The sequence below is a fragment of the Desulfocurvus sp. DL1XJH-121 genome (assembly GCF_054819825.1).
Window position 1 is genome coordinate 115,628 of record NZ_JBTVWW010000003.1, and the last position, 18,495, is coordinate 134,122.

15 protein-coding genes are annotated in these 18,495 nt (G+C 67.4%); 7 read left to right on the forward strand and 8 right to left on the reverse strand.

All coding sequences use genetic code 11. The annotated features are described in order from the left end of the window. Nucleotides 1-12 precede the first annotated feature (12 nt). From ACYYG1_RS03440 to groES, 4 genes are all read right to left on the reverse strand, one after another. Nucleotides 13-408, reverse strand: coding sequence for a Ros/MucR family transcriptional regulator (locus tag ACYYG1_RS03440; RefSeq protein ID WP_461208973.1), 396 nt, complete (start codon nucleotides 406-408; stop codon nucleotides 13-15). Between the two features lie 350 nt (nucleotides 409-758). Beyond that, nucleotides 759-3,356 (reverse strand): cobyric acid synthase, encoded by a 2,598-nt coding sequence (locus ACYYG1_RS03445; protein ID WP_461208878.1) that lies wholly within the window; start codon nucleotides 3,354-3,356, stop codon nucleotides 759-761. Between the two features lie 115 nt (nucleotides 3,357-3,471). Continuing rightward, nucleotides 3,472-5,112, reverse strand: coding sequence for a chaperonin GroEL (gene groL, locus ACYYG1_RS03450; protein WP_461208879.1), 1,641 nt, complete (start codon nucleotides 5,110-5,112; stop codon nucleotides 3,472-3,474). A gap of 28 nt (nucleotides 5,113-5,140) precedes the next feature. Continuing rightward, entirely contained in the window at nucleotides 5,141-5,431 is a 291-nt protein-coding gene (groES, locus tag ACYYG1_RS03455) for a co-chaperone GroES (protein WP_461208880.1), read from the reverse strand. Nucleotides 5,432-5,765: 334 nt separating this feature from the next. Between groES and ACYYG1_RS03460 the strand changes: the two genes are divergently transcribed. The 7 genes from ACYYG1_RS03460 (at nucleotide 5,766) to ACYYG1_RS03490 (ending at nucleotide 14,815) form a co-directional block, all read left to right on the forward strand. Then, nucleotides 5,766-6,692 carry a phosphate/phosphite/phosphonate ABC transporter substrate-binding protein gene (locus tag ACYYG1_RS03460; RefSeq protein WP_461208974.1) on the forward strand — a complete coding sequence of 309 codons (927 nt, stop codon included), beginning with the start codon at nucleotides 5,766-5,768 and terminating at the stop codon, nucleotides 6,690-6,692. A gap of 3 nt (nucleotides 6,693-6,695) precedes the next feature. Then, nucleotides 6,696-8,792, forward strand: coding sequence for an ATP-binding protein (locus ACYYG1_RS03465; protein WP_461208881.1), 2,097 nt, complete (start codon nucleotides 6,696-6,698; stop codon nucleotides 8,790-8,792). A 25-nt stretch (nucleotides 8,793-8,817) separates the two neighbouring features. Then, entirely contained in the window at nucleotides 8,818-9,177 is a 360-nt protein-coding gene (locus ACYYG1_RS03470; protein ID WP_461208882.1) for a response regulator, read from the forward strand. A gap of 41 nt (nucleotides 9,178-9,218) precedes the next feature. Next, nucleotides 9,219-11,717 (forward strand): PEP/pyruvate-binding domain-containing protein, encoded by a 2,499-nt coding sequence (locus ACYYG1_RS03475; RefSeq protein WP_461208883.1) that lies wholly within the window; start codon nucleotides 9,219-9,221, stop codon nucleotides 11,715-11,717. Beyond that, nucleotides 11,714-12,793, forward strand: coding sequence for a protein-tyrosine phosphatase family protein (locus tag ACYYG1_RS03480; RefSeq protein ID WP_461208884.1), 1,080 nt, complete (start codon nucleotides 11,714-11,716; stop codon nucleotides 12,791-12,793). Before ACYYG1_RS03475 ends, ACYYG1_RS03480 begins: the two co-directional genes overlap by 4 nt. A 246-nt stretch (nucleotides 12,794-13,039) precedes the next feature. Next, entirely contained in the window at nucleotides 13,040-14,053 is a 1,014-nt protein-coding gene (locus ACYYG1_RS03485) for a DUF933 domain-containing protein (protein ID WP_461208885.1), read from the forward strand. Nucleotides 14,054-14,056: 3 nt separating this feature from the next. Further along, nucleotides 14,057-14,815 carry an RNA methyltransferase gene (locus ACYYG1_RS03490; protein WP_461208886.1) on the forward strand — a complete coding sequence of 253 codons (759 nt, stop codon included), beginning with the start codon at nucleotides 14,057-14,059 and terminating at the stop codon, nucleotides 14,813-14,815. 78 nt (nucleotides 14,816-14,893) lie between these two features. Here ACYYG1_RS03490 and ACYYG1_RS03495 read toward each other — a convergent pair whose 3' ends face one another. The 4 genes from ACYYG1_RS03495 to cobA all read right to left on the reverse strand — a co-directional run bounded on the left by ACYYG1_RS03495 (nucleotide 14,894) and on the right by cobA (nucleotide 18,419). After that, nucleotides 14,894-15,175, reverse strand: a complete 282-nt coding sequence (locus ACYYG1_RS03495; RefSeq protein ID WP_461208887.1) for an HU family DNA-binding protein — start codon at nucleotides 15,173-15,175, stop codon at nucleotides 14,894-14,896. Between the two features lie 468 nt (nucleotides 15,176-15,643). After that, the gene (amrA, locus tag ACYYG1_RS03500; protein ID WP_461208888.1) at nucleotides 15,644-16,201 is read right to left on the reverse strand and encodes an AmmeMemoRadiSam system protein A; all 558 of its coding nucleotides are present in this window, start codon (nucleotides 16,199-16,201) and stop codon (nucleotides 15,644-15,646) included. Nucleotides 16,202-16,219: 18 nt separating this feature from the next. Next, nucleotides 16,220-16,891, reverse strand: a complete 672-nt coding sequence (purN, locus tag ACYYG1_RS03505; RefSeq protein WP_461208889.1) for a phosphoribosylglycinamide formyltransferase — start codon at nucleotides 16,889-16,891, stop codon at nucleotides 16,220-16,222. 16 nt (nucleotides 16,892-16,907) lie between these two features. Further along, nucleotides 16,908-18,419 carry a uroporphyrinogen-III C-methyltransferase gene (gene cobA, locus ACYYG1_RS03510; RefSeq protein WP_461208890.1) on the reverse strand — a complete coding sequence of 504 codons (1,512 nt, stop codon included), beginning with the start codon at nucleotides 18,417-18,419 and terminating at the stop codon, nucleotides 16,908-16,910. Nucleotides 18,420-18,495 lie beyond the last annotated feature (76 nt).

Consider the following 18,495-nt stretch of genomic DNA (forward strand, 5'->3'; position numbering starts at 1 on the left):
AGTTGAGAAGAACTACTTCTTCTTGCCGCGGCGCTCCCAGAGCTTCATCTCCGCCATCTTCTTGCGGCGCTCGCGGGCCAGGCCCTTGCAGACCAGGGAGGTCTTCTTGGTGTAGCCCCACTTGTCCTTGTATTCGGCGGGGGTCAGCCCGTGGGCGGCCAGGTGGCGCTTGGTCAGCACCTTGAAGCTCTTGCCGCACTCCAGGCAGATGATGCTCTTTTCGCGGATGGCCTTCTTGGGATCCACGGCGGGCTCCAGGGCTTCGACGGCGTCGTCGCTCTCGTCGCTGATGCCGGCGATGCCCTTGGCCAGTTTCTGCACCATGGAAATGATCTCTTCCTCGGTCATGGTGCGCACGCTGGCCTGCGCCCTGACTATCTCAAGTGCTTCCTTCAGATATTCATCCATCATATTCCTCCAATGTCAGAATGTATGGGCACTGCATATCGCAATGCAGAACCGGAATCAACGTCTTTCCTACGGCAAAAATGAAAAAAGCCTTCACTCTCAGGGGATTCTGAAAGTGTCGGCGCGTCGATAATTATACTGCTTTTGCACTTAAGAACCAGCAACAACTGAGAATATCAAGGCTTTAAACGATCCACTGCAAATTTATTTTCCCGCCGATTCAACTTTTATTGTGAGTTTTTTCACTAAAGCAAATGCACGAATTATCCCTTCCGCGTCCTGACTGTACAGCCGTTGCACATCCGCAACCTTCCGGATGTCGACTGTTGACGATCGTTCCGGGCCGTCCGTCAGGCCCGCAAAAGACCGTACATCAGTTCCATGTCCAGATTGTGACGCACGGCCAGGGCCAGACGGTCCAGGGCGGGCTCCAGGTCGTAGACCGTGGCCGGGCGGCCCAGGGGCGGATGCCCGGCGCGCACCCGCAGCCGGTCCACGAACCAACGCCGGAAGGCGTCGGCGTCGAACACCCCGTGCAGGTAGCTGCCCCAGACCATGCCGTCGTCCCGCGCATAGCCCAGGGCCTCGCCGTCCTCGCGAACGATCGAGGGCCGAAGCCCCGCGTCCCGGGCCTCGGTGCGGCCGTGGTGGATTTCGTAGCCGGCGACGGACAGGCCGGACTCCCGATGCACGGCCAATGAGCGCGTGAGGGTCTTGTCCCGGGCCAATTCGGTCGCCAGGGGCAGCAGCCCCAGCCCCAGGCATTCGCCCTCGGACTCCAGGCCCAGGGGATCGGCGATGCTTTGGCCGAGCATCTGGAACCCTCCGCACAGGCCCACGATCTCCGTTTGTCCCGAGGCGGCCAGGGCCGCGATCTCCCGGTCGCGGCCGCTCTCGGCCAGGGCGCGCATGTCCCCGGGCGCGTTCTTGCTGCCCGGCAGGATCAGGGCCCCGGGCGCTCCCAGGGCGTCGCCACGGCGCACCACGCGCAGTAGCACGTCGGGCTCGGCCGCCAGGGCGTCCAGGTCCGTGAAATTGGAGAGGTGCGGCAGGTCCAGCACCGCGACCTCCGCCACCCGCTCCGGGGACGGGGCCATGTCCAGGACCCCGCTCTTGAAGGACACGGAGTCCTCCTCGGGCAGGCCCAGGTCCGGCAGGTGGCGCACCACCCCGGCGAAGGGCACGCCCGTGTAGTCCCGGGTCAGCACCAGGGCCTCATCCAGCAGGGACGCGTCGCCCCGGAAATTGTTGACCACGAACCCGCGCACCAGGGCCCGCTCCCATTCCTCCAGGAGGTCCATGGTGCCCACGAAGGAGGCGAAGACCCCGCCCCGGTCGATGTCCCCGGCCAGGAGCACGGCGGCCCCGGCGTGGCGGGCCATGGCCATGTTCACGATGTCGTGGCGTTTGAGATTGATCTCCGCCGGGCTGCCCGCGCCTTCCAGGACCATGGCGTCGTGCTCCGAGGCCAGGGAGTCGTAGGCGGCCCGGGCCCGGGCGAAGGCCTCGGGCTTGTAGCGCACGTAGTCCTTCACGCGCATGTTGCCCACGGGCCTGCCCATGACGACGACCTGGGAGCCCGTGTCCGAACTGGGCTTCAGGAGCACCGGATTCATGCGCACGTCCGGGTCCAGGCGGCAGGCCTGGGCCTGGGTCGCCTGGGCCCGGCCCATCTCGCCGCCGTCCAAGGTCACGAAGGAGTTCAGCGACATGTTCTGGGCCTTGAAGGGCGCGGGGCGGTATCCGTCCTGGAGCAGGATGCGGCACAGGGCCGCCGCGAGCACGCTCTTGCCCGCGTTGGACGAGCAGCCCTGGACCATGATGGCCGGGGTGCGCCGGGGGGCCTTGGCGCGCGCGGGCGCACCCAAAGCCCGGGCCAGGGCGTCCGCCAGGGCCGCGTTCTCCCCGGCCGTGCGCACGGCCACGCGTATCCAGCGGCCCCGGGGCGACAGGCCCTCGAAGGACCCGCAGTCGCGCACGGCCACACGCGAGGCCAGGAGGAGCTTTTCGGCCAGCTCCGGGGCCGTGGGCCCGCCGTCGGCCAGACGCAGGAGCAGGAAGTTGGCCTCCCCGGGGAGGACCGTGATCCCGGACAGCGCGGACAGGGCCGAAACGAGCCCGGCGCGCAGCCCGGCGCAGGCCTCGACGCTGCGCTCCCGGTATTCCTCGTCCGCCAGGGCGCGCTCGCCCACGGCCTGGGCCAGGCCGTTCACGGACCAGGGCGGGATGCGCCCGGCGATGGCGGCGGCCGCGTGCGGCGCGGCGAAGCACAGCCCCAGGCGCAGGCCGGGCACGGCATAGAACTTGGTCAGGGAATAGAGGACCACCACGTTGGCCGGGCGCCGGCCCGCCAGGCGCTCCATGGAGGGCGCGAAATCCGCGAAGGCCTCGTCCACCACGAACCAGGCCTCGGGGAAACGCGCGGCAAGTTCGCGCAGGGACGCGGCGTCCAGGCCCCGGCCCGTGGGGTTGTTGGGTCGGGCCAGGAACACGGCCCAGCCGCGCCCGGCGTCGGGCGCAAGCGCCTCGGCCAGGGCGGCGAAATCCACGGCGAACCCGGCCTGCGGGTCCAGGGCCAGCGGCGTCACGGCCACGCCCGCCAGCTCGCAGGCGCGGCGGTAGTCCGTGTACGCAGGCACGGGAATCAGGGCCCGGGAAAACCCCAGGGCCCCGGGCAGAGCATAGAGCAATTCCGTGGACCCGTTGCCCGCCACGACCTCTTCGGGCGCGCAGCCGAAGCGTTCGGCCGCGGCCGCGCACAGAGACTCGGCATAGGGCTCGGGATAATGCGCCAGCCCGCCCAGCGCGCGCCCCACGAGCGGCCGCAGCCACGAGGGCGGGCCCAGGGGATTGATGTTGGCGGAGAAGTCCAGGATGTCCCCGGGCGCGCACCCGGCGCGCCCGGCCAGCGCGCCTATCCGCCCGCCGTGGGTGAAGTCGTTTCGCATGGGCCGGAAGCTAGCACGAAGCCCCGCAAAGGCAAATGGAGCAACGGACACGAAAAAGGGCCGTCCCTTGCGGGACGGCCCTGATGAGGCAGTATCGTCGTCGGAGGCTGGGGGCCTAGTACATGCCGCCCATGCCGCCCATGCCGCCCATGCCGCCGGGCATGGCCGGAGCGGACTTCTCTTCGGGCTTCTCGCAGATGGCGCATTCGGTGGTCAGCAGCAGGCCGGACACGGAAGCGGCGTTCTGCAGCGCGGTGCGGGTGACCTTCTTGGGGTCGATGACGCCGGCCTTGATGAGGTCCTCGTACTCGGCGGAAGCGGCGTTGAAGCCGAAGCCGCCCTTGCCCTCGCGGACCTTCTCCACCACGATGGAGCCTTCCATGCCCGCGTTGTTGGCGATCATGCGCAGGGGCTCCTCGATGGCGCGGGCGATGATGGCCACGCCGGCGGCCTCGTCGTCGTCAGCGGGCTTGATCTTGTCCAGCACCTTGGAGCAGCGCACCAGGGCGACGCCGCCGCCAGGCACGATGCCCTCTTCCACGGCGGCGCGGGTGGCGTTCAGGGCGTCCTCCACGCGGGCCTTCTTCTCCTTCATCTCGGTCTCGGTGGCGGCACCCACGTTGATCACGGCGACGCCGCCCACGATCTTGGCCAGGCGCTCCTGGAGCTTCTCCTGGTCGTAGGAGGAGGTGGTCTCCTCGATCTGGGCGCGCAGCTGCTTCACGCGGGCCTTGATGTCCTCGGGCTTGCCCGCGCCGTCGACGATGGTAGAGTTCTCCTTGTCGATGACGATGCGCTTGGCCGTGCCCAGGTCATTGACTGTGATGTTCTCGAGCTTGATGCCCAGGTCCTCGGAGACGACCTGGCCGCCAGTGAGGGTGGCGATGTCCTTGAGCATCTCCTTGCGGCGGTCGCCGAAGCCCGGGGCCTTCACGGCCACCACGTTCAGGGTGCCGCGCAGCTTGTTGACCACCAGGGTGGCCAGGGCCTCGCCGTCCACGTCCTCGGCGATGATCATCAGGGGCTTGGACATCTTGGCGGTCTGCTCCAAGACGGGAAGCAGGTCCTTCATGTTGGAGACCTTCTTCTCGTGGATCAGGATCAGGGGCTCGTTCATCTCGCAGACCATCTTCTCGGGATCGGTCACGAAATAGGGGGAGAGGTAGCCGCGGTCGAACTGCATGCCCTCGACCACGTCCAGGGTGGTCTCCAGGCCCTTGGCCTCCTCAACAGTGATGACGCCTTCCTTGCCGACCTTGTTCATGGCCTCGGCGATGATGTTGCCGATGGTGGCGTCGTTGTTGGCGGAGATGGTGCCGACCTGGGCGATCTCCTTCTGGTCGCGGGTGGGCTTGGCGATCTTGGCCAGCTCCTCGGTGAGGGACTCGACGGCCTTGTCGATGCCGCGCTTCACGGCCATGGGATTGCGGCCGGCGGCCACGAGCTTCACGCCCTCGGTGAACACGGCCTGGGCCAGGATGGTGGCGGTGGTGGTGCCGTCGCCGGCCACGTCGGAGGTCTTGGAAGCGACTTCCTTGACCATCTGGGCGCCCATGTTCTCGAACTTGTCGTCAAGCTCGATTTCCTTGGCCACGGTCACGCCGTCCTTGGTGATGATCGGAGAACCGAAGGACTTCTCGATGACCACGTTGCGGCCCTTGGGGCCCAGGGTCACCTTCACGGCGTTGGCAAGCTTGTCCAGGCCGATTTTCAGCTTCTCGCGGGCCTTGGCGTCAAAAAGAATCTCTTTGGCCATTGTAAGTACTCCTCAGAAAAAAATTTGATTAGTCTTCGATAATCGCCAGAACGTCATCCTCGCGCATCACGAGGTGCTCCACACCGTCGATCTTGATCTCGGTGCCGGCGTACTTGTTGAACAGCACGAGGTCGCCCGCCTTCACGGACATCTTGATCTTCTTGCCCGCATCGTCGGTCTTGCCGGGGCCGGCGGCCACGATCTCGCCCTTCATGGGCTTTTCCTTGGCGGTGTCGGGAATGATGATTCCGCCGGAGGTGACTTCCTCGCCTTCCAGGCGCTTGACCAGGATGCGGTCGTTCAACGGTTTCAGCTTCATGATTATCCTCCATAATTGCATGATGTTGGTTCGTTCTGTCAGCACTCTCCTGCGGCGAGTGCCAGCGACCACGAGATAGCCGCCCACAACCCCGATGTCAATCGGCACCGGGAAGCCCGGGCGGCGTGGCACACTGATAAATCCCCGGCCCGGGTTGTCAACACCCGAAGCGACAATTTTTTCCGTTCCCGGCCACACGCGCGGCCTAGCCCGGACCAGGGCGGGTCGCGGGCCGGGCTAGGATTTTTCCCGGCCTTCGGGTACAGTCGCAATCGTGATCCCCATACCCGACCGCTCTTTGTGCCCTCGCGCCAAGCGGCACCCGGCCCGAATCCTGGCCCGGACCGCGGCCCTGGGGCTCCTGGCGCTGGTCCTGGCCCTGCTCCCCGGATGCGGCGACGACGACTCCGTGAAGCGCGTGGACCTGACCAGACGCGAAGAGATCACCTTCCGCCCCAGGCAGGAGGAGGTGACCTACGCCTATCTGCCCCAGTACGCCCACAGCCTGTCCTACCAGCGCCATCACCTGCTGGTGGAATACCTGGCCGAGGCCACGGGCCTGAAAATGCGCCAGGTCTTCCCGGACACCTTCACCGAGCACATGGACATGGTGGCCCGGGGCCAGATCGACATCTCCTTCTCCAACCCCTTCATCTACGTGAAGATGGCCGGGGCCAGCGGAGCCCGGGCCTTCGCCCGCGTGGAGGAGGAACCCGGCAAGAACTTCCGCGGCCAGATCATCGTGCGCGCGGCCAACAAGGCCATCAAGAGCCTCGCGGACCTCAAGGGCAAGCGCTGGCTGGCCGTGGATCCGGGCAGCGCGGGCGGCTACCTCTTCGCCCTGGGGCATTTCATGGAGCACGGCCTCTCCCGCTCGGACTTCGCGGAGATCGCCTTCGCCCCGGGCCCCGGGGGCAAGCAGGAAAAGGTGGTGCTGGGCGTGCTCTCCGGGCAGTACGACGTGGGCTCCATCCGCGAGGGCACCCTGGCGCTCATGGCCAACCAGGTGGACCTCAGGCAGATTCGCGTGCTGGACGAGACCCGCTGGTATCCCGGCTGGGTCTACTCGGCGCGCCGGGACCTCTCCCCGGGGGTGGTGCGCAAGATCAAGGCCGCCATGCTGGCTCTGGACCCCGGGCAGCCGCACCTGCGCCCCATCCTGGAGAACGCCGGGTTCACGGCCATCATCCCCTCCCAGGATGCGGACTTCGACCCCGTGCGCAGGCTGGCCGAATCCATCGCCCCGGGCAAGGGGGACTAGGCCATGCCCCGCCGCCTGCTGCACCGCCTGAAATTCCAGGACAAGATCAACCTGGGCACCGCGGCCATCGTGGTTCTCTTCGGCCTGGTCATGGGCCTGGCCGTGTCCCGCGTGAGCGTGAACGCCATCCTGGAGGAGAACCGCGAACGCGGCACGTCCATGGTCCGCAACCTGGCCCTGCGCGCCGTGGACCCGGTGCTGGCCCGCGACTTCCTGCGCCTAAAGAACCTGGTGGACGAGATCGAGGGCCTCTCGGACTATATCACCTACGCCTTCGTGCTGGACGCCCAGGGCGACGTCATCGTGCACAGCTTCAAAGACGGCTTCCCCGTGGAGCTCAAGGACGCCAACGCCCCCCCGGAGCGGGGCGTGAACATCCAGCTCCTGGACACGGGGGTCACGCGCATCTTCGATTTCGTGGCCCCGGTGCTGGTGGGCGGCAACCGGGTGGGCGCCGTGCGCCTGGGCATCAGCCAGATGCGCGTGCAAAAGGCCCAGCAGGACGTCATGACCACCATCTTCGGCATCACCGCCGCCGTGGTGGTGGCGGCCATGCTCCTGACCTCGGTCTTCGCCCGGGGGGTCACGCGCAGCATCAACCTCCTGCGCCAGAGCGCCGAGGAGGTGGTGCGCGGGCACCTCAACGTGCACACCGCGCCCCCGGCCCTGCGCGAATGCTGGCAGGTCATGCGCTGCGGCAACGAGAAATGCCCGGCCTACGGGGACACTACCCACCGCTGCTGGTACCTGGCCGGGACTCTCTGCCCGGATTGCAGGGACCTGGACCTGCCCAAGAAGTTCGCCTCCTGCCGCAGCTGCAAGGTCTACCGCGAGAACGTGGGCGACGAGATCCAGAGCCTGGCCGAGACCTTCGACGTGATGACCCTGACGCTGGGGGCCTACATCGAGGAGCTCAAGCGGGCCCAGGCCGACCTGGAGCGCCAGAAGTCCCTGATGCAGACCATCCTGGACGTGACCCCGGACCTGGTGTCCATGCAGGACCGCGACCTGCGCTACATGTCCGTGAACAAGGCCTTCTGCACCTATTTCCGCTTCGACGAACGCGACGTCCTGGGCAAGACGGACTTCGAGCTGTTCGGCGAGGCCCTGGCCGACGCCAGCTACCACGAGGACAAGCAGATCCTGATCACGGGCAAGCCCCTGTCCAAGCAGGTGCTTATGGGCAAGGAGGGCAACCGGCGCTGGTTCCACGTCCTCAAGGTCCCGGTGCACGACGGCAACGACATCATTGGCCTGCTGCTCACGGCGCGCGACATCTCGGTGATCAAGCAGTACCAGGAGCAGCTGGTGCATTCGCAGAAGATGCAGGACCTGGGCAAGATGGCCGGGGGCGTGGCCCACGAGATCAATACGCCGCTGGGCATCATCCTGGGCTACACCCAGCTGCTCATGGAGGACGCCCCCGAGGGCCAGATGCGCGAGGACCTGGCCATCGTGGAGCGCCAGACCCAGGTCTGCCGCAAGATCGTGGCCGATCTGCTGGGCTTCTCGCGCAACATTGAGAGCTCCATGGAGCCCATGGACCTCAACGAGTCCATCACCGAGGTGGCGGATCTGGTGACCAACATCTTCCTGCAGGAGCGGGTGGTGGTGGACCTGGACCTGGACCCCAACGTGCCGCCCATCGTGGGCGACCGCGACAAGCTCAAGCAGGTCTGGATGAACCTGGTGGGCAACGCCTTCGACGCCATCGGCTCCGACGGCAAGATCATGGTCGGCACCAAGCTCTGCAGCCACCGGCGCAGGGTGCTGGTCACCGTGGCGGACACGGGCTCGGGCGTGGACGAAAAGAACCTCTCGCGCGTGTTCGACCCCTTCTTCACCACCAAGCCGGTGGGCAAGGGCACGGGCCTCGGCCTGTCCCTGTCCTTCGGCATCATCTCGGACCACGGCGGAAAAATCTCCGTGACGAGCCCGGCCCCTTTGGAATATCTGGAATACGACACCGACGCCCCCGGGGACGCCGAGCCCGGCCCCGGCACCCTGTTCATCATCGAACTGCCCCTGACCAAGGAAGGACTGCCCGAAGAGGAATGCGCGGAAGCCGCGGCCCTCAAGGGCCTGAACCAGCCAGCCTAGCCGCCCGCGAGGAGGTGTACGCCACATGGCCGAGATCATCGTTCTGGACGACGTCATGGACGCCGGGGTGCTCATCAAGCGCATCCTGGAACGCAAGGGACACACGGTGACCGCCTTCACCGAGGAAGAGGAGGCCCTGGCCCATTGCCGGACCCGGCACGTGGACCTGGCCATCCTGGACATCAAGCTGAAGAAGATGACCGGGGTGGAAGTGCTGGACGAGATCCACAAGATATCCGAGGACATCAAGGTCATGATGCTCACGGGCTACCCCACCCTGGAGACCGCGCGCGAATGCCAGCAGCTGGGCGCGGCGGACTACTGCGTGAAGCCCATCGACAAGGAGGAACTGGAGCAGAAGGTGGCCGCCATCCTCGGCTCCTGAACCGGGTTCGCCCACGGCCAGCCCCGCAGCCGCGAGGTCGCATGTTCAAGGAACTCTTCAAGCACTGGACGTACCAGGTCTTCGCGCCCGGGACGCTGCTCAGGCGCAAATACGAATCCTTCAAGAACCTGCTGGAGATCGACCGCTCCTGCCTGGAGCGCATCGCCGAGCTGGAGGAGCTGCACTACTCCCCGGCCCCCGTGGACTGGACCCGCGTCCAGAACCTGGTGCGCGAGCTGCAGGTGCAGGCGGACTTCCTGGTGCGCGAGCTCATGGCCATGAGCCCGGGCCGCTACCTGGACCTGCCCGACTACCGCAACAAGATATCCTTCTACCTGACCATGGCCTCGGAGCTGCCGGACTTCGACTTCTCCCCGCCCTACGCCATCGCCATGGAGGAAGCCGCGGCCCTGCCGAACCGCGCCGGGGGCAAGGCGCACAACCTGGCGCTGCTGGCCGGGGCCTCGGGCCTGCCCGTGCCCCAGGGCTTCGTCATCACCACCCGCGCCTACCACTATTTCATCGAATACAACGAGCTCAGGCCGCGCATCGACACCCTGCTGGCCAAGGTCAACCTGGACGCGCCCGGGTTCGTGTCGGACATCTGCGAGGAGATCCGCCGCCTGGTGCTCTCGGGGGACGTGCCGCCCGAGGTGGAGCGCGAATACCGCGACCACGCCATCCGCCTGGCCGCCTCGCGCGGCGGGCGGGTGCATCTGGCCGTGCGCTCCAGCGCCGTGGGCGAGGACTCCGACGCCTCCTTCGCCGGGCAGTACGAGAGCGTGCTCGGGGTGGGGCTGTCGGACCTGGGCGCGGCCTACAAGGAGGTCCTGGCCAGCAAGTACAGCGCCAAGGCCGTGACCTACCGCATCCGCTACGGCCTGCCCGACCCGGCCACGCCCATGGCCGTGCTGGTCATGGAAATGGTGGACCCGGCGGCCAGCGGCGTGGTCTACACCCGCGACCCCGCGCGGCCGGATGAGGACCGCATGGCCGTGTACGTGGTCGGCGGCCTGGGCCGGAACCTGGTGGACGGCAGCTCGTCCCCGGAAATCCTGACCCTGACCCGCGAGGCCGAGCCCGCGGTGCTGGAGCGCCGCTCCGGGGGCGGCGCGCCCCAGGTGGTCTGCGGGGACACGCCCGAGGCCGAGCCCTGCCTGCCCGAGGACCGGGCCGTGACCCTGGCCCGCGCGGCCCTGGCCCTGGAACGCCTGCTGGGCGCGCCCCAGGACATGGAATGGTGCATGGACCAGGGCGGCTCCCTGTTCATGCTCCAGGCCCGGCCCCTGGCCGGGGCCGAACCCCTGCCCAAGGGCGGCGGCGAACAGAAACAGGAGGCCCCGGGCGTCCCGGCCGAGCCCCTGCTCACGGGCCTGCCGGCCAGCCCGGGCGTGGGCCTGGGGCCCGTGCACCGGCCCATGCGCCTTTCGGACCTGGACTCCGTGCCCCAGGGCTGCGTGCTGGTGGCCGACACCCTGTCCCCGGCCTACGCCAGCGTGCTGGAGCGCCTGGCAGCCGTGGTCACGGACACGGGGTCCAAGGCCAGCCATTTCGCGTCCGTGGCCCGGGAGTTCGGCCTGCCCGTGGTAGTGGACGCCAAGTTCGCCACCCGCGACCTGGGCGAGGGCGTGGTGGTCACCGTGGACGCGGACACGGGGCGCGTCTACGCGGGCGAGGTGCCGGAACTGAAGCGCCGCGCCGGGCGGCGCGCCGCGCGCCGGGACACGCCCTTCCACAAGCGCATGGCCGAGGTCATGCGCCACGTCTCGCCCCTGAACCTCGTGGACCCCGACGCCGAGGCCTTCCAGCCCAAGAACTGCCGCTCCATCCACGACGTGGTGCGCTTCTGCCACGAAACCGGGGTGGCCGAGATGTTCTCCCTGGTGGGCAAGGGCGGCCGGGGCCTGGCCCGGGCGCGGCTGTTCGACGGCGGCCTGCCCCTGGTGATGTACGTCCTGGACCTGGGCGGCGGCCTGACCCCGGACGGCGCGCGCGCCGACACTGTGCGCCCCGAGCACTTCGCCAGCCCGGCGTCCAAGGCCCTGTGGAAGGGCCTGAACCACCCGGACGTGCAATGGGACGGCAGCCTGCTGGCCTTCGACTGGGAGGAGTTCGACCGCATGTCCGGCGGCGTCATGAGCCTGAAATCCAAGACCCTGGCCAGCTACGCCGTGGTGGCGCGGGAATACATGCATCTGCTCATGCGCTTCGGCTACCACTTCGCGGTCATCGACACCATGTGCGGCCCCCACGAGCAGTCCAACTACGTGGGCTTCCGCTTCAAGGGCGGCGGGGCCGAAGTGGGCAAGCGCCTACTGCGCCTGGATTTCGTGCGCAAGATCCTGGCCGACGCCGGATTCAGCGTGACCACGCGCGGGGACATGCTGGACGCGCGCCTCATGGCCGCCCCGGCCGTGAAGATCGAGGCCAGCTTGGCCCTCATCGGCACGCTCCTGGGCAAGACACGGCTCATGGACATGGCGCTCACGGGCGACGACCAGGTCCAGGAACTGGTGGACCGCTTCCTGGAGAGCCTGTGAGCGACAAGCCCGCCTACGCGCTCGACTGGGTGGCGGAGCATCTGGCCGTGGGCGGCGCGCCCATGTCCTACGCGGCCCTGGACTCCCTGCGCGCCCAGGGCGTGGACTGCATCCTGAACCTCTGCGCCGAGTTCTGCGACCTGAAGGACTACGAGGAGCAGTCCGGGTTCGAGGTCTACTACCTGCCCATCCCCGACGAGGAGACCCCGGACCTCCAGGAGTTGGAAAAGGCCCTGGACTGGATGGACGAGGCCATCTACCTGGGCAAGAAGGTGCTCATCCACTGCCGCCACGGCATCGGCCGCACGGGCACGGTTCTCAATGCCTATCTCCTGCGCCGGGGCCTGGGCCACAAGCTGGCGGGCAAGGCCTTGAAACCCCTGCGCGCCAAGCCCCAGAACTTCTCCCAGTGGCGTTTCGTGCGCCGCTACGGCAAGCAGGAAGGCAGGCTGACCATCCGCGACCCGTCCCTGGAGTCCAGGCACCTGGTGGACCTGTACCCGTTCTTCGCGGACTACGAGCGCGCCGTGGAGGATGTGGACCGGCTGCTGGCCGCCTCGGGCGAGGACCCGGAGGCCTTTTGCGGCGCGGGGTCCGACACCTGCTGCCGGTCCCTGGTGACCATGCCCCTGGTGGAGGCCGTGTACCTGTCCCACGCCATCAACATGATCCTGGGCAGCGCCAAGCGCCAGGAGGTCATCGAACGCGCGGCAGAGGCCGGGCGCGCCCTGCGCAGGCTGGGCTACAATCCCGACGGGGCCGGGCCGCTCACCGCCAGCCTCTGGGAGGGCTACCGCGAACGGGACATCCTCTGCCCCCTGTCCGAGGACGGGCGCTGCCTGGTCTTCGACTCCCGGCCCCTGCCCTGCCGCATGGCCGACCTGGGCGACGCGCAGCTGCGCGACCCGGCCGTGGTCCTGGAGCTGCCCAAAACCCTCAAGACGCTGTCCGCCAACCTGTTCTTCGCTTTCACCTCCAAATTCCCCGAGGAACCCGCGCCCGTGTACACCCTGCCCGACGTGGTCTCGGGCAAGTTCGTGCAGACCTTTTTCCATCATTTGCTGCGCTTGGGGTAATGTGGGGGAAGGGGGGAACCCTTTTGGGAAAAAGGGTTCCCCCCTTCCCCCACGCCCCCTTTCCCCCTCCGAAAACCTTTCTATGGGGTGAGCGCTCAATACCCCCACCCTGCCCAATACGCCATATAAAAAGGTCTTTTTCGGGGGGTGGGGGTCCGGGGGCGGGGGGCCTCCGCCCGAAACTTGGACAGCGGGCATGAAAAAGGATAATGGGCGTTCACCACTTCACTTGAGGGAGCGACAAACATGAAGACGGCGATTTTCGGATTCGCGGGCAGCGGCAAGTCCAGCCTGTTCGCCGCCCTGGCCGGGCCGCAGGCGGCGACCTGCGGCGGCAGGGCCATGGTCAAGGTGCCCGAGCCCCGGCTCGACCCCCTGGAGAAGCTGTTCAGCGCCAGGAAGGTGACCTACAGCGAGATCGAATACCTGGACATCCCCGGCGGCGGGGGCAAGGGCGACGGCCTGGGCGACCGGGTGCTGTCGGAGATCCGGGCCTACGACTGCCTCTTGGCGGTGCTGGACGCCTTCACGGGCATGAACGACCCGGCCGCGCAGATGCAGGCCATCGAGGCGGACCTCCTAGTGGCGGACATGGCCGTGGCCGAAAAGCGCCTGGAGCGCATGGCCCTGGACAAGCGCAAGAACCGCGAGCTGGTGAACCCCAAGGAAGAGGAAGCCCTGACCCGGGCCATGGCCATGCTGGAGGCGGAGCGCCCCCTGCGCGAGGACCCGGAGGTGGCCGCCTCGCCGGAACTGAAGGGCTTCCGCTTCCTGTCGGCCAAGCCCGTGCTCTACGCCTGGAATCTGGGCGAGAACAAGCTGGCGGACTTCACCCTGCCCGAGGCCGCGCCCGGGGTGGAGCACGTGGCCGTGTCCGCGGCCCTGGAGGCCGAGCTTTCGGAGATCGAGGATCCCGAGGAGCGCGAGATGTTCATGTCCGACCTGGGCATCGAGGACTCGGCCCTGGACCGGGTCATCGCCCGCACCTACCGCCTGCTCGGCCTGATCACCTTCCTCACGGCGGGCGAGAAGGAAGTCCGGGCCTGGGCCGTGCGCGCGGGCAGCACCGCGCCCGTGGCGGCCGGGGCCATCCATTCGGACATCGAGAAGGGCTTCATCCGCGCCGACGTCCTGGGCTGGGACGACTTCCTCAAGGCCGGGGACTTCAAGAAGGCCAAGGAGCTGGGCCTGCACCGTCTGGAAGGCAAGACCTACGTGGTGCAGGACGGCGACATCGTGGAATTCAGGTTCAACGTCTAGGCCGTGGCAAGCGTTCCGAGCATAGTCCTGTTCCGGCCCAAGTTCCCGGAGAACGTGGGCGCGGCCGCGCGCGCCTGCGCCAACATGGGCTGCACGCGGATGATCGCCGTGGCCCCGCGCAACTGGGACCAGGGCCGCGCCGAAGCCCTGGCCACGCCCCAGGGCGTGGAGCTGCTCCGGAACATGCGCGTGGAGCCGGACCTGGGCTCGGCACTTGTCGGCTTCAGCCACGTGTTCGGCACCACGGCGCGCGTGGGCGGCTGGCGACGGGGCATGATGTCCCCGCGCGCGGCGGCGGCCGAGATCCTCGCCCAACAGCGCGCCGGCGGCTCCGTGGCCGTGGTCTTCGGGCCCGAGGACAGGGGCCTGACCAACGCGGAAACCGAGATTTGCGGGCATCTGGTGACCATCCCCACGGCGCCGGAGGCCAGTTCCCTGAACCTGGCCCAGGCCGTGCTGGTGGTGCTCTACGAATGCTTCGCCGCCGGGCTTGAGGAACGCGCCGAGCCAGCTCCCGAGCCGTCGGAGGCCAACCTGGCCGGGCACGACGAGCTGGAGATCCTGTTCGCCAACATGCAGGAGGCCCTGGCGGCCATCGACTATCTGAAACAGGACAATTCGGACTACTGGATGCTGCCGGTGCGCCGCTTTCTCACGGGGCGGCCCATGCGGCGCTTCGAATTCAACATGCTCATGGGCATCTGCCGCCAGGTGAAATGGGTGGCCGCCAAGGCCGGGCGCCTGCCGTCCGCAGAAGACTGAGCCTCCCCATTCCCTGAACGCAGAAAAAGGCCGCCGGATGAAACCGGCGGCCTTTTTCTACAGACAAAACCAGGCTGGCTAGAGGCTCTCTTTGAGGCCCTTGGCCACGGAGAACTTCACGACCTTGCGGGCGGGGATCTTGATGGCCTTGCCGGTCTGGGGGTTGCGGCCGGTGCGGGCGGCGCGCTCGGCAACGTCGAAGGAACCCACGCCGGGCAGGCGCAGGCGCTCGCCAGCCTGCAGCTGGACGGCGATCAGGCCGCAGAAGGCGTCGAAGGCCTTTTCGGCGGCGGCTTTGGTGGTGAAAATCTCGGGCAGCTCGTCCTTGAGGGTCTCGATAAACTGGGTCTTCGTGAACATGGGGTTCCTCCTAGAGTGTGGATAAGTACAAACGTCTCCAAACGGCTCCCCTGCCGGATAAGACGAATGTCTGCGAGCAGAGAGCATCTGAAATCCCCTATGCTGTCCGCGCCAAGTCTTGTCAAACCCCGCCTGGCGGGCCCTGAGCATTATTCACAACGCCCCGCCCCCCTTCGGGGACAAATCCGAATGCCCCGCCAGCCCTTGCGTACAGCCGGGTTTCCGGCACCACGGCCACCAGTCTTGCAAAAAGCTCATTATAAAACAGGTAGTTATAAAATATCAAAAATAACGATATTTCGCAAAAAAGCTTACGGCCGCAACTGAGCTTGCGCCAAACTTACCATCTTGCATGCGAATTTTGTGGACAAAAATTTTTTTGACCGCATTTATACACATGTTGACAACTCGGCGTGAAACACCAAAAAAAGCTCTGTATCCCGGAGAGCCCAGAGCCCGTAAGGGGATTCAAAAGACCTCGGCCTCGAACCAGTAGAGGACCGGACCGGAGCATTTCCAGGTGTCGGGGGGCAAACCCGCCTTGAGGCAGGTCTGGGAAAGGAAGGTCTCGCGGTCCCAGCCCCACTCCACCGGAACCTGGGGCAGGAGCAGGCCGGAACGGCCGCGATGGCTGATGAGCAGGCCGTGGCGGCCCACCTCCACCAGCACCGGGTCGGGGCACAGGGACAGAGGCGAGAGAATGGATATCTCCAGGGACAGGTCCTCGAACTCACCGGCCGCGAGGGGCTGGAAGCGGGGATCCTCGAAGGCGGCGGAGCAGGCCATGCGGCCCACGGTGTCCCAGAGGGGGGCTTCGCCCACCACGTTGCCGATGCAGCCCCGCAAGCGGCCGCCCTTGGTCAGGGTCACGAAGGCCCCGAAGGGCCGGGAGAGCTTCTCGTTGGGCGCGGGGGGCAGGGTCAGGTTCTGGTCCGGGAACAGGCGCGCGGCGATGGACAGCCGCACCAGGTCCTTCAAAGCCTGCTTTTCCTCTGCCGTCAGGCTGAAGTGGAATTCCTCGGCCATGGCCTTTCCCTCCGTGGTCTAGAAGCCTTCCTCCAGGGACGGATTGACCAGCCCCGGGCCATGCGGCGCGGCCCCCGGCCGGTCCGCGTCGGCCACGAACACGTGCCTGCCGCGCACGCTGATGCGCCCCTCGGCCAGCCATTGCAGGGCCTGGGGATAGATACGGTGCTCGTATTCGAGGATGCGCGCGCCCAGGGCGTCGCCGTCCTCGCCCGGGACCACGGGCACGGCCGCCTGGATGATCACCGGTCCGTTGTCCATGATCTCGTTGACGAAATGCACGGTGCAGCCCGAGAGCTTGACCCCGTAGTCCGCCGCGTCGCCCTGGCCGTGGCACCCCGGGAAGCTGGGCAGCAGCGCCGGGTGGATGTTCACGATGGTCTCGAAGGCCTCCAGGAACGTAGGCGTCAGGATACGCATGAACCCGGCCAGCACCACCACGTCCGCGCCCGAGGCCCGGATGTGCTCCACCATGGCCGCGTCGAAGTCCTCGCGCGTGGCGTAGGCCTTGTGGTCCAGGGCCACGGTGGGCAGGCCGTGCTTCTTGGCGCGTTCGATGCCGAAGGCCTGGGGCTTGTTGGACAGCACCAGCCTGATCTCGGCGTCCAGCGCGCCGTCCGCGATGCGGTCGATGATGGACTGCAGATTCGATCCGCCGCCGGACACCAGAACCGCCAGTTTGAGGGGCATGCGTCTCTCCGGAACCTTAGGAGTTGTCCGCGGCCAGGGCCGCCGCCAGCGCGGGGATGGTGTAGTCCTCGGGCTGGATGTGGGGCGTGAAGCCGTAACCCGCCAGGGTCTTGGCCGTGACCGGCCCGATGCAGGCCAGCCTGACATCCGGATAGCGTTTGAGCGTGTCCGGGGCAAGCAACTGGAAGAAATTCTCCACCGTGGACGAGCTGGTGAAGGTCACGTAGTGCACCTCCCCGGCCTCCAGGCGGGCGGCGAGTTCCTCGGGGCCGTCCTGGTTCAGGCCCGTGTCGTACACGGGCAGCACCACGACCTCGGCCCCGGCCGCCGTCAGCTCCTCGGGCAGCACCTCGCGGGCCTTGCGCGCCCGGGGGATGAGCACGCGCGTTCCCGCGCCCACGCCCAGGGCCGTGAGGCCCCCCACCACGGACTCGGCAACGTATTTCTCGGGCACGAAGTCCGCGCGCACGCCGCGCTGCGCCAAGGCCTCGGCCGTGGCCGGGCCGATGGCCGCCACCTTGCGACCGCCCAGGGCCCGGGCGTCCATGCCCATCGCGTCCAGCACGTCCCAGAACCGGGCCACCCCGTTCACCGAGGTGAACACCAGCCAGTCGTAGCCGGAAAGCTCCGCGACGGCCTCGCGCACGAGCGAGTCGTCGGCGAGGGGATCGATGCGGATGGTGGGAAATTGCAGCACGCACGCGCCCATGTCGCGCAGGGTGTCCGCGAAGCCGCTGGCCTGCTCCCGCGCGCGCGTGACCACCACGCCCTTGCCCAGCAGCGGCCGCTTCTCGAACCAGGCCAGCTTGTCGTGCAGGCCGCAGACCCCGCCCACGATGATGATGCTCGGGGCCTTGAACCCGCGCCGCGCGGCCTCCTCGGCCACGGTGTCCAGGGTTGCGACCATGGACTCCTGGTTGCAGCGCGTGCCCCAGCGCACCAGGGCCGCCGGGGTTTTGGGGTCGCGGCCGCCCGCCATGAGCCTGTCCGCGATCATAGGCAGGTTGCCCACGCCCATGTAGAAGACCAGGGTGGACGTGGACTTGGCGTACACGTCCCAGTTGTGGCCGCTCTGCTCCTTGGTGGGGTCCTCGTGGCCGGTGATGAAGCACACGGACGTGGTGTGCTCGCGGTGCGTCACCGGGATGCCCGCGTAGGCCGCAGCGGCCACGCCCGCCGTGACGCCGGGCACGACCTCGAAGGTCAGGCCCGCGGCCACCAGCTCCTCGGCCTCCTCGCCGCCGCGCCCGAACACGTACGGGTCGCCGCCCTTGAGACGCGCGATGGTCTTGCCCTCGCGGGCCTTTTCCACCAGGAGGTCGTTGATCTTGTCCTGGGGCAGGGTGTGGTCCCCGCCCTTCTTGCCCACGTAGAGGATCTCCGCGCCGGGCTTGGCGTAGTCCAGGAACTCCGCGTTGGCCAGATAATCGTAGACCAGCACGTCCGCCGTCTCGATCAGTTCCTTGGCGCGCACGGTGAGCAGCCCGGGATCGCCGGGTCCGGCCCCTATGAGATACACGTCAGCCATGCTCGGACATCCTTTGGTTGTTATTTTTCTCCGGGGGAAGGGGGAACCCCTTTTTCCAAAGAAAAAAAGGGGTTCC

Coding starts and splice junctions, on each gene's coding strand:
- ACYYG1_RS03495 (WP_461208887.1), bottom strand. CDS start 15,175: ATGTTCACGAAGACCCAGTTTATCGAGACCCTCAAGGACGAGCTGCCC.
- ACYYG1_RS03440 (WP_461208973.1), bottom strand. CDS start 408: ATGGATGAATATCTGAAGGAAGCACTTGAGATAGTCAGGGCGCAGGCC.
- ACYYG1_RS03485 (WP_461208885.1), top strand. CDS start 13,040: ATGAAGACGGCGATTTTCGGATTCGCGGGCAGCGGCAAGTCCAGCCTG.
- purN (WP_461208889.1), bottom strand. CDS start 16,891: ATGCCCCTCAAACTGGCGGTTCTGGTGTCCGGCGGCGGATCGAATCTG.
- cobA (WP_461208890.1), bottom strand. CDS start 18,419: ATGGCTGACGTGTATCTCATAGGGGCCGGACCCGGCGATCCCGGGCTG.
- ACYYG1_RS03470 (WP_461208882.1), top strand. CDS start 8,818: ATGGCCGAGATCATCGTTCTGGACGACGTCATGGACGCCGGGGTGCTC.
- groES (WP_461208880.1), bottom strand. CDS start 5,431: ATGAAGCTGAAACCGTTGAACGACCGCATCCTGGTCAAGCGCCTGGAA.
- amrA (WP_461208888.1), bottom strand. CDS start 16,201: ATGGCCGAGGAATTCCACTTCAGCCTGACGGCAGAGGAAAAGCAGGCT.
- ACYYG1_RS03475 (WP_461208883.1), top strand. CDS start 9,219: ATGTTCAAGGAACTCTTCAAGCACTGGACGTACCAGGTCTTCGCGCCC.
- groL (WP_461208879.1), bottom strand. CDS start 5,112: ATGGCCAAAGAGATTCTTTTTGACGCCAAGGCCCGCGAGAAGCTGAAA.
- ACYYG1_RS03465 (WP_461208881.1), top strand. CDS start 6,696: ATGCCCCGCCGCCTGCTGCACCGCCTGAAATTCCAGGACAAGATCAAC.
- ACYYG1_RS03445 (WP_461208878.1), bottom strand. CDS start 3,356: ATGCGAAACGACTTCACCCACGGCGGGCGGATAGGCGCGCTGGCCGGG.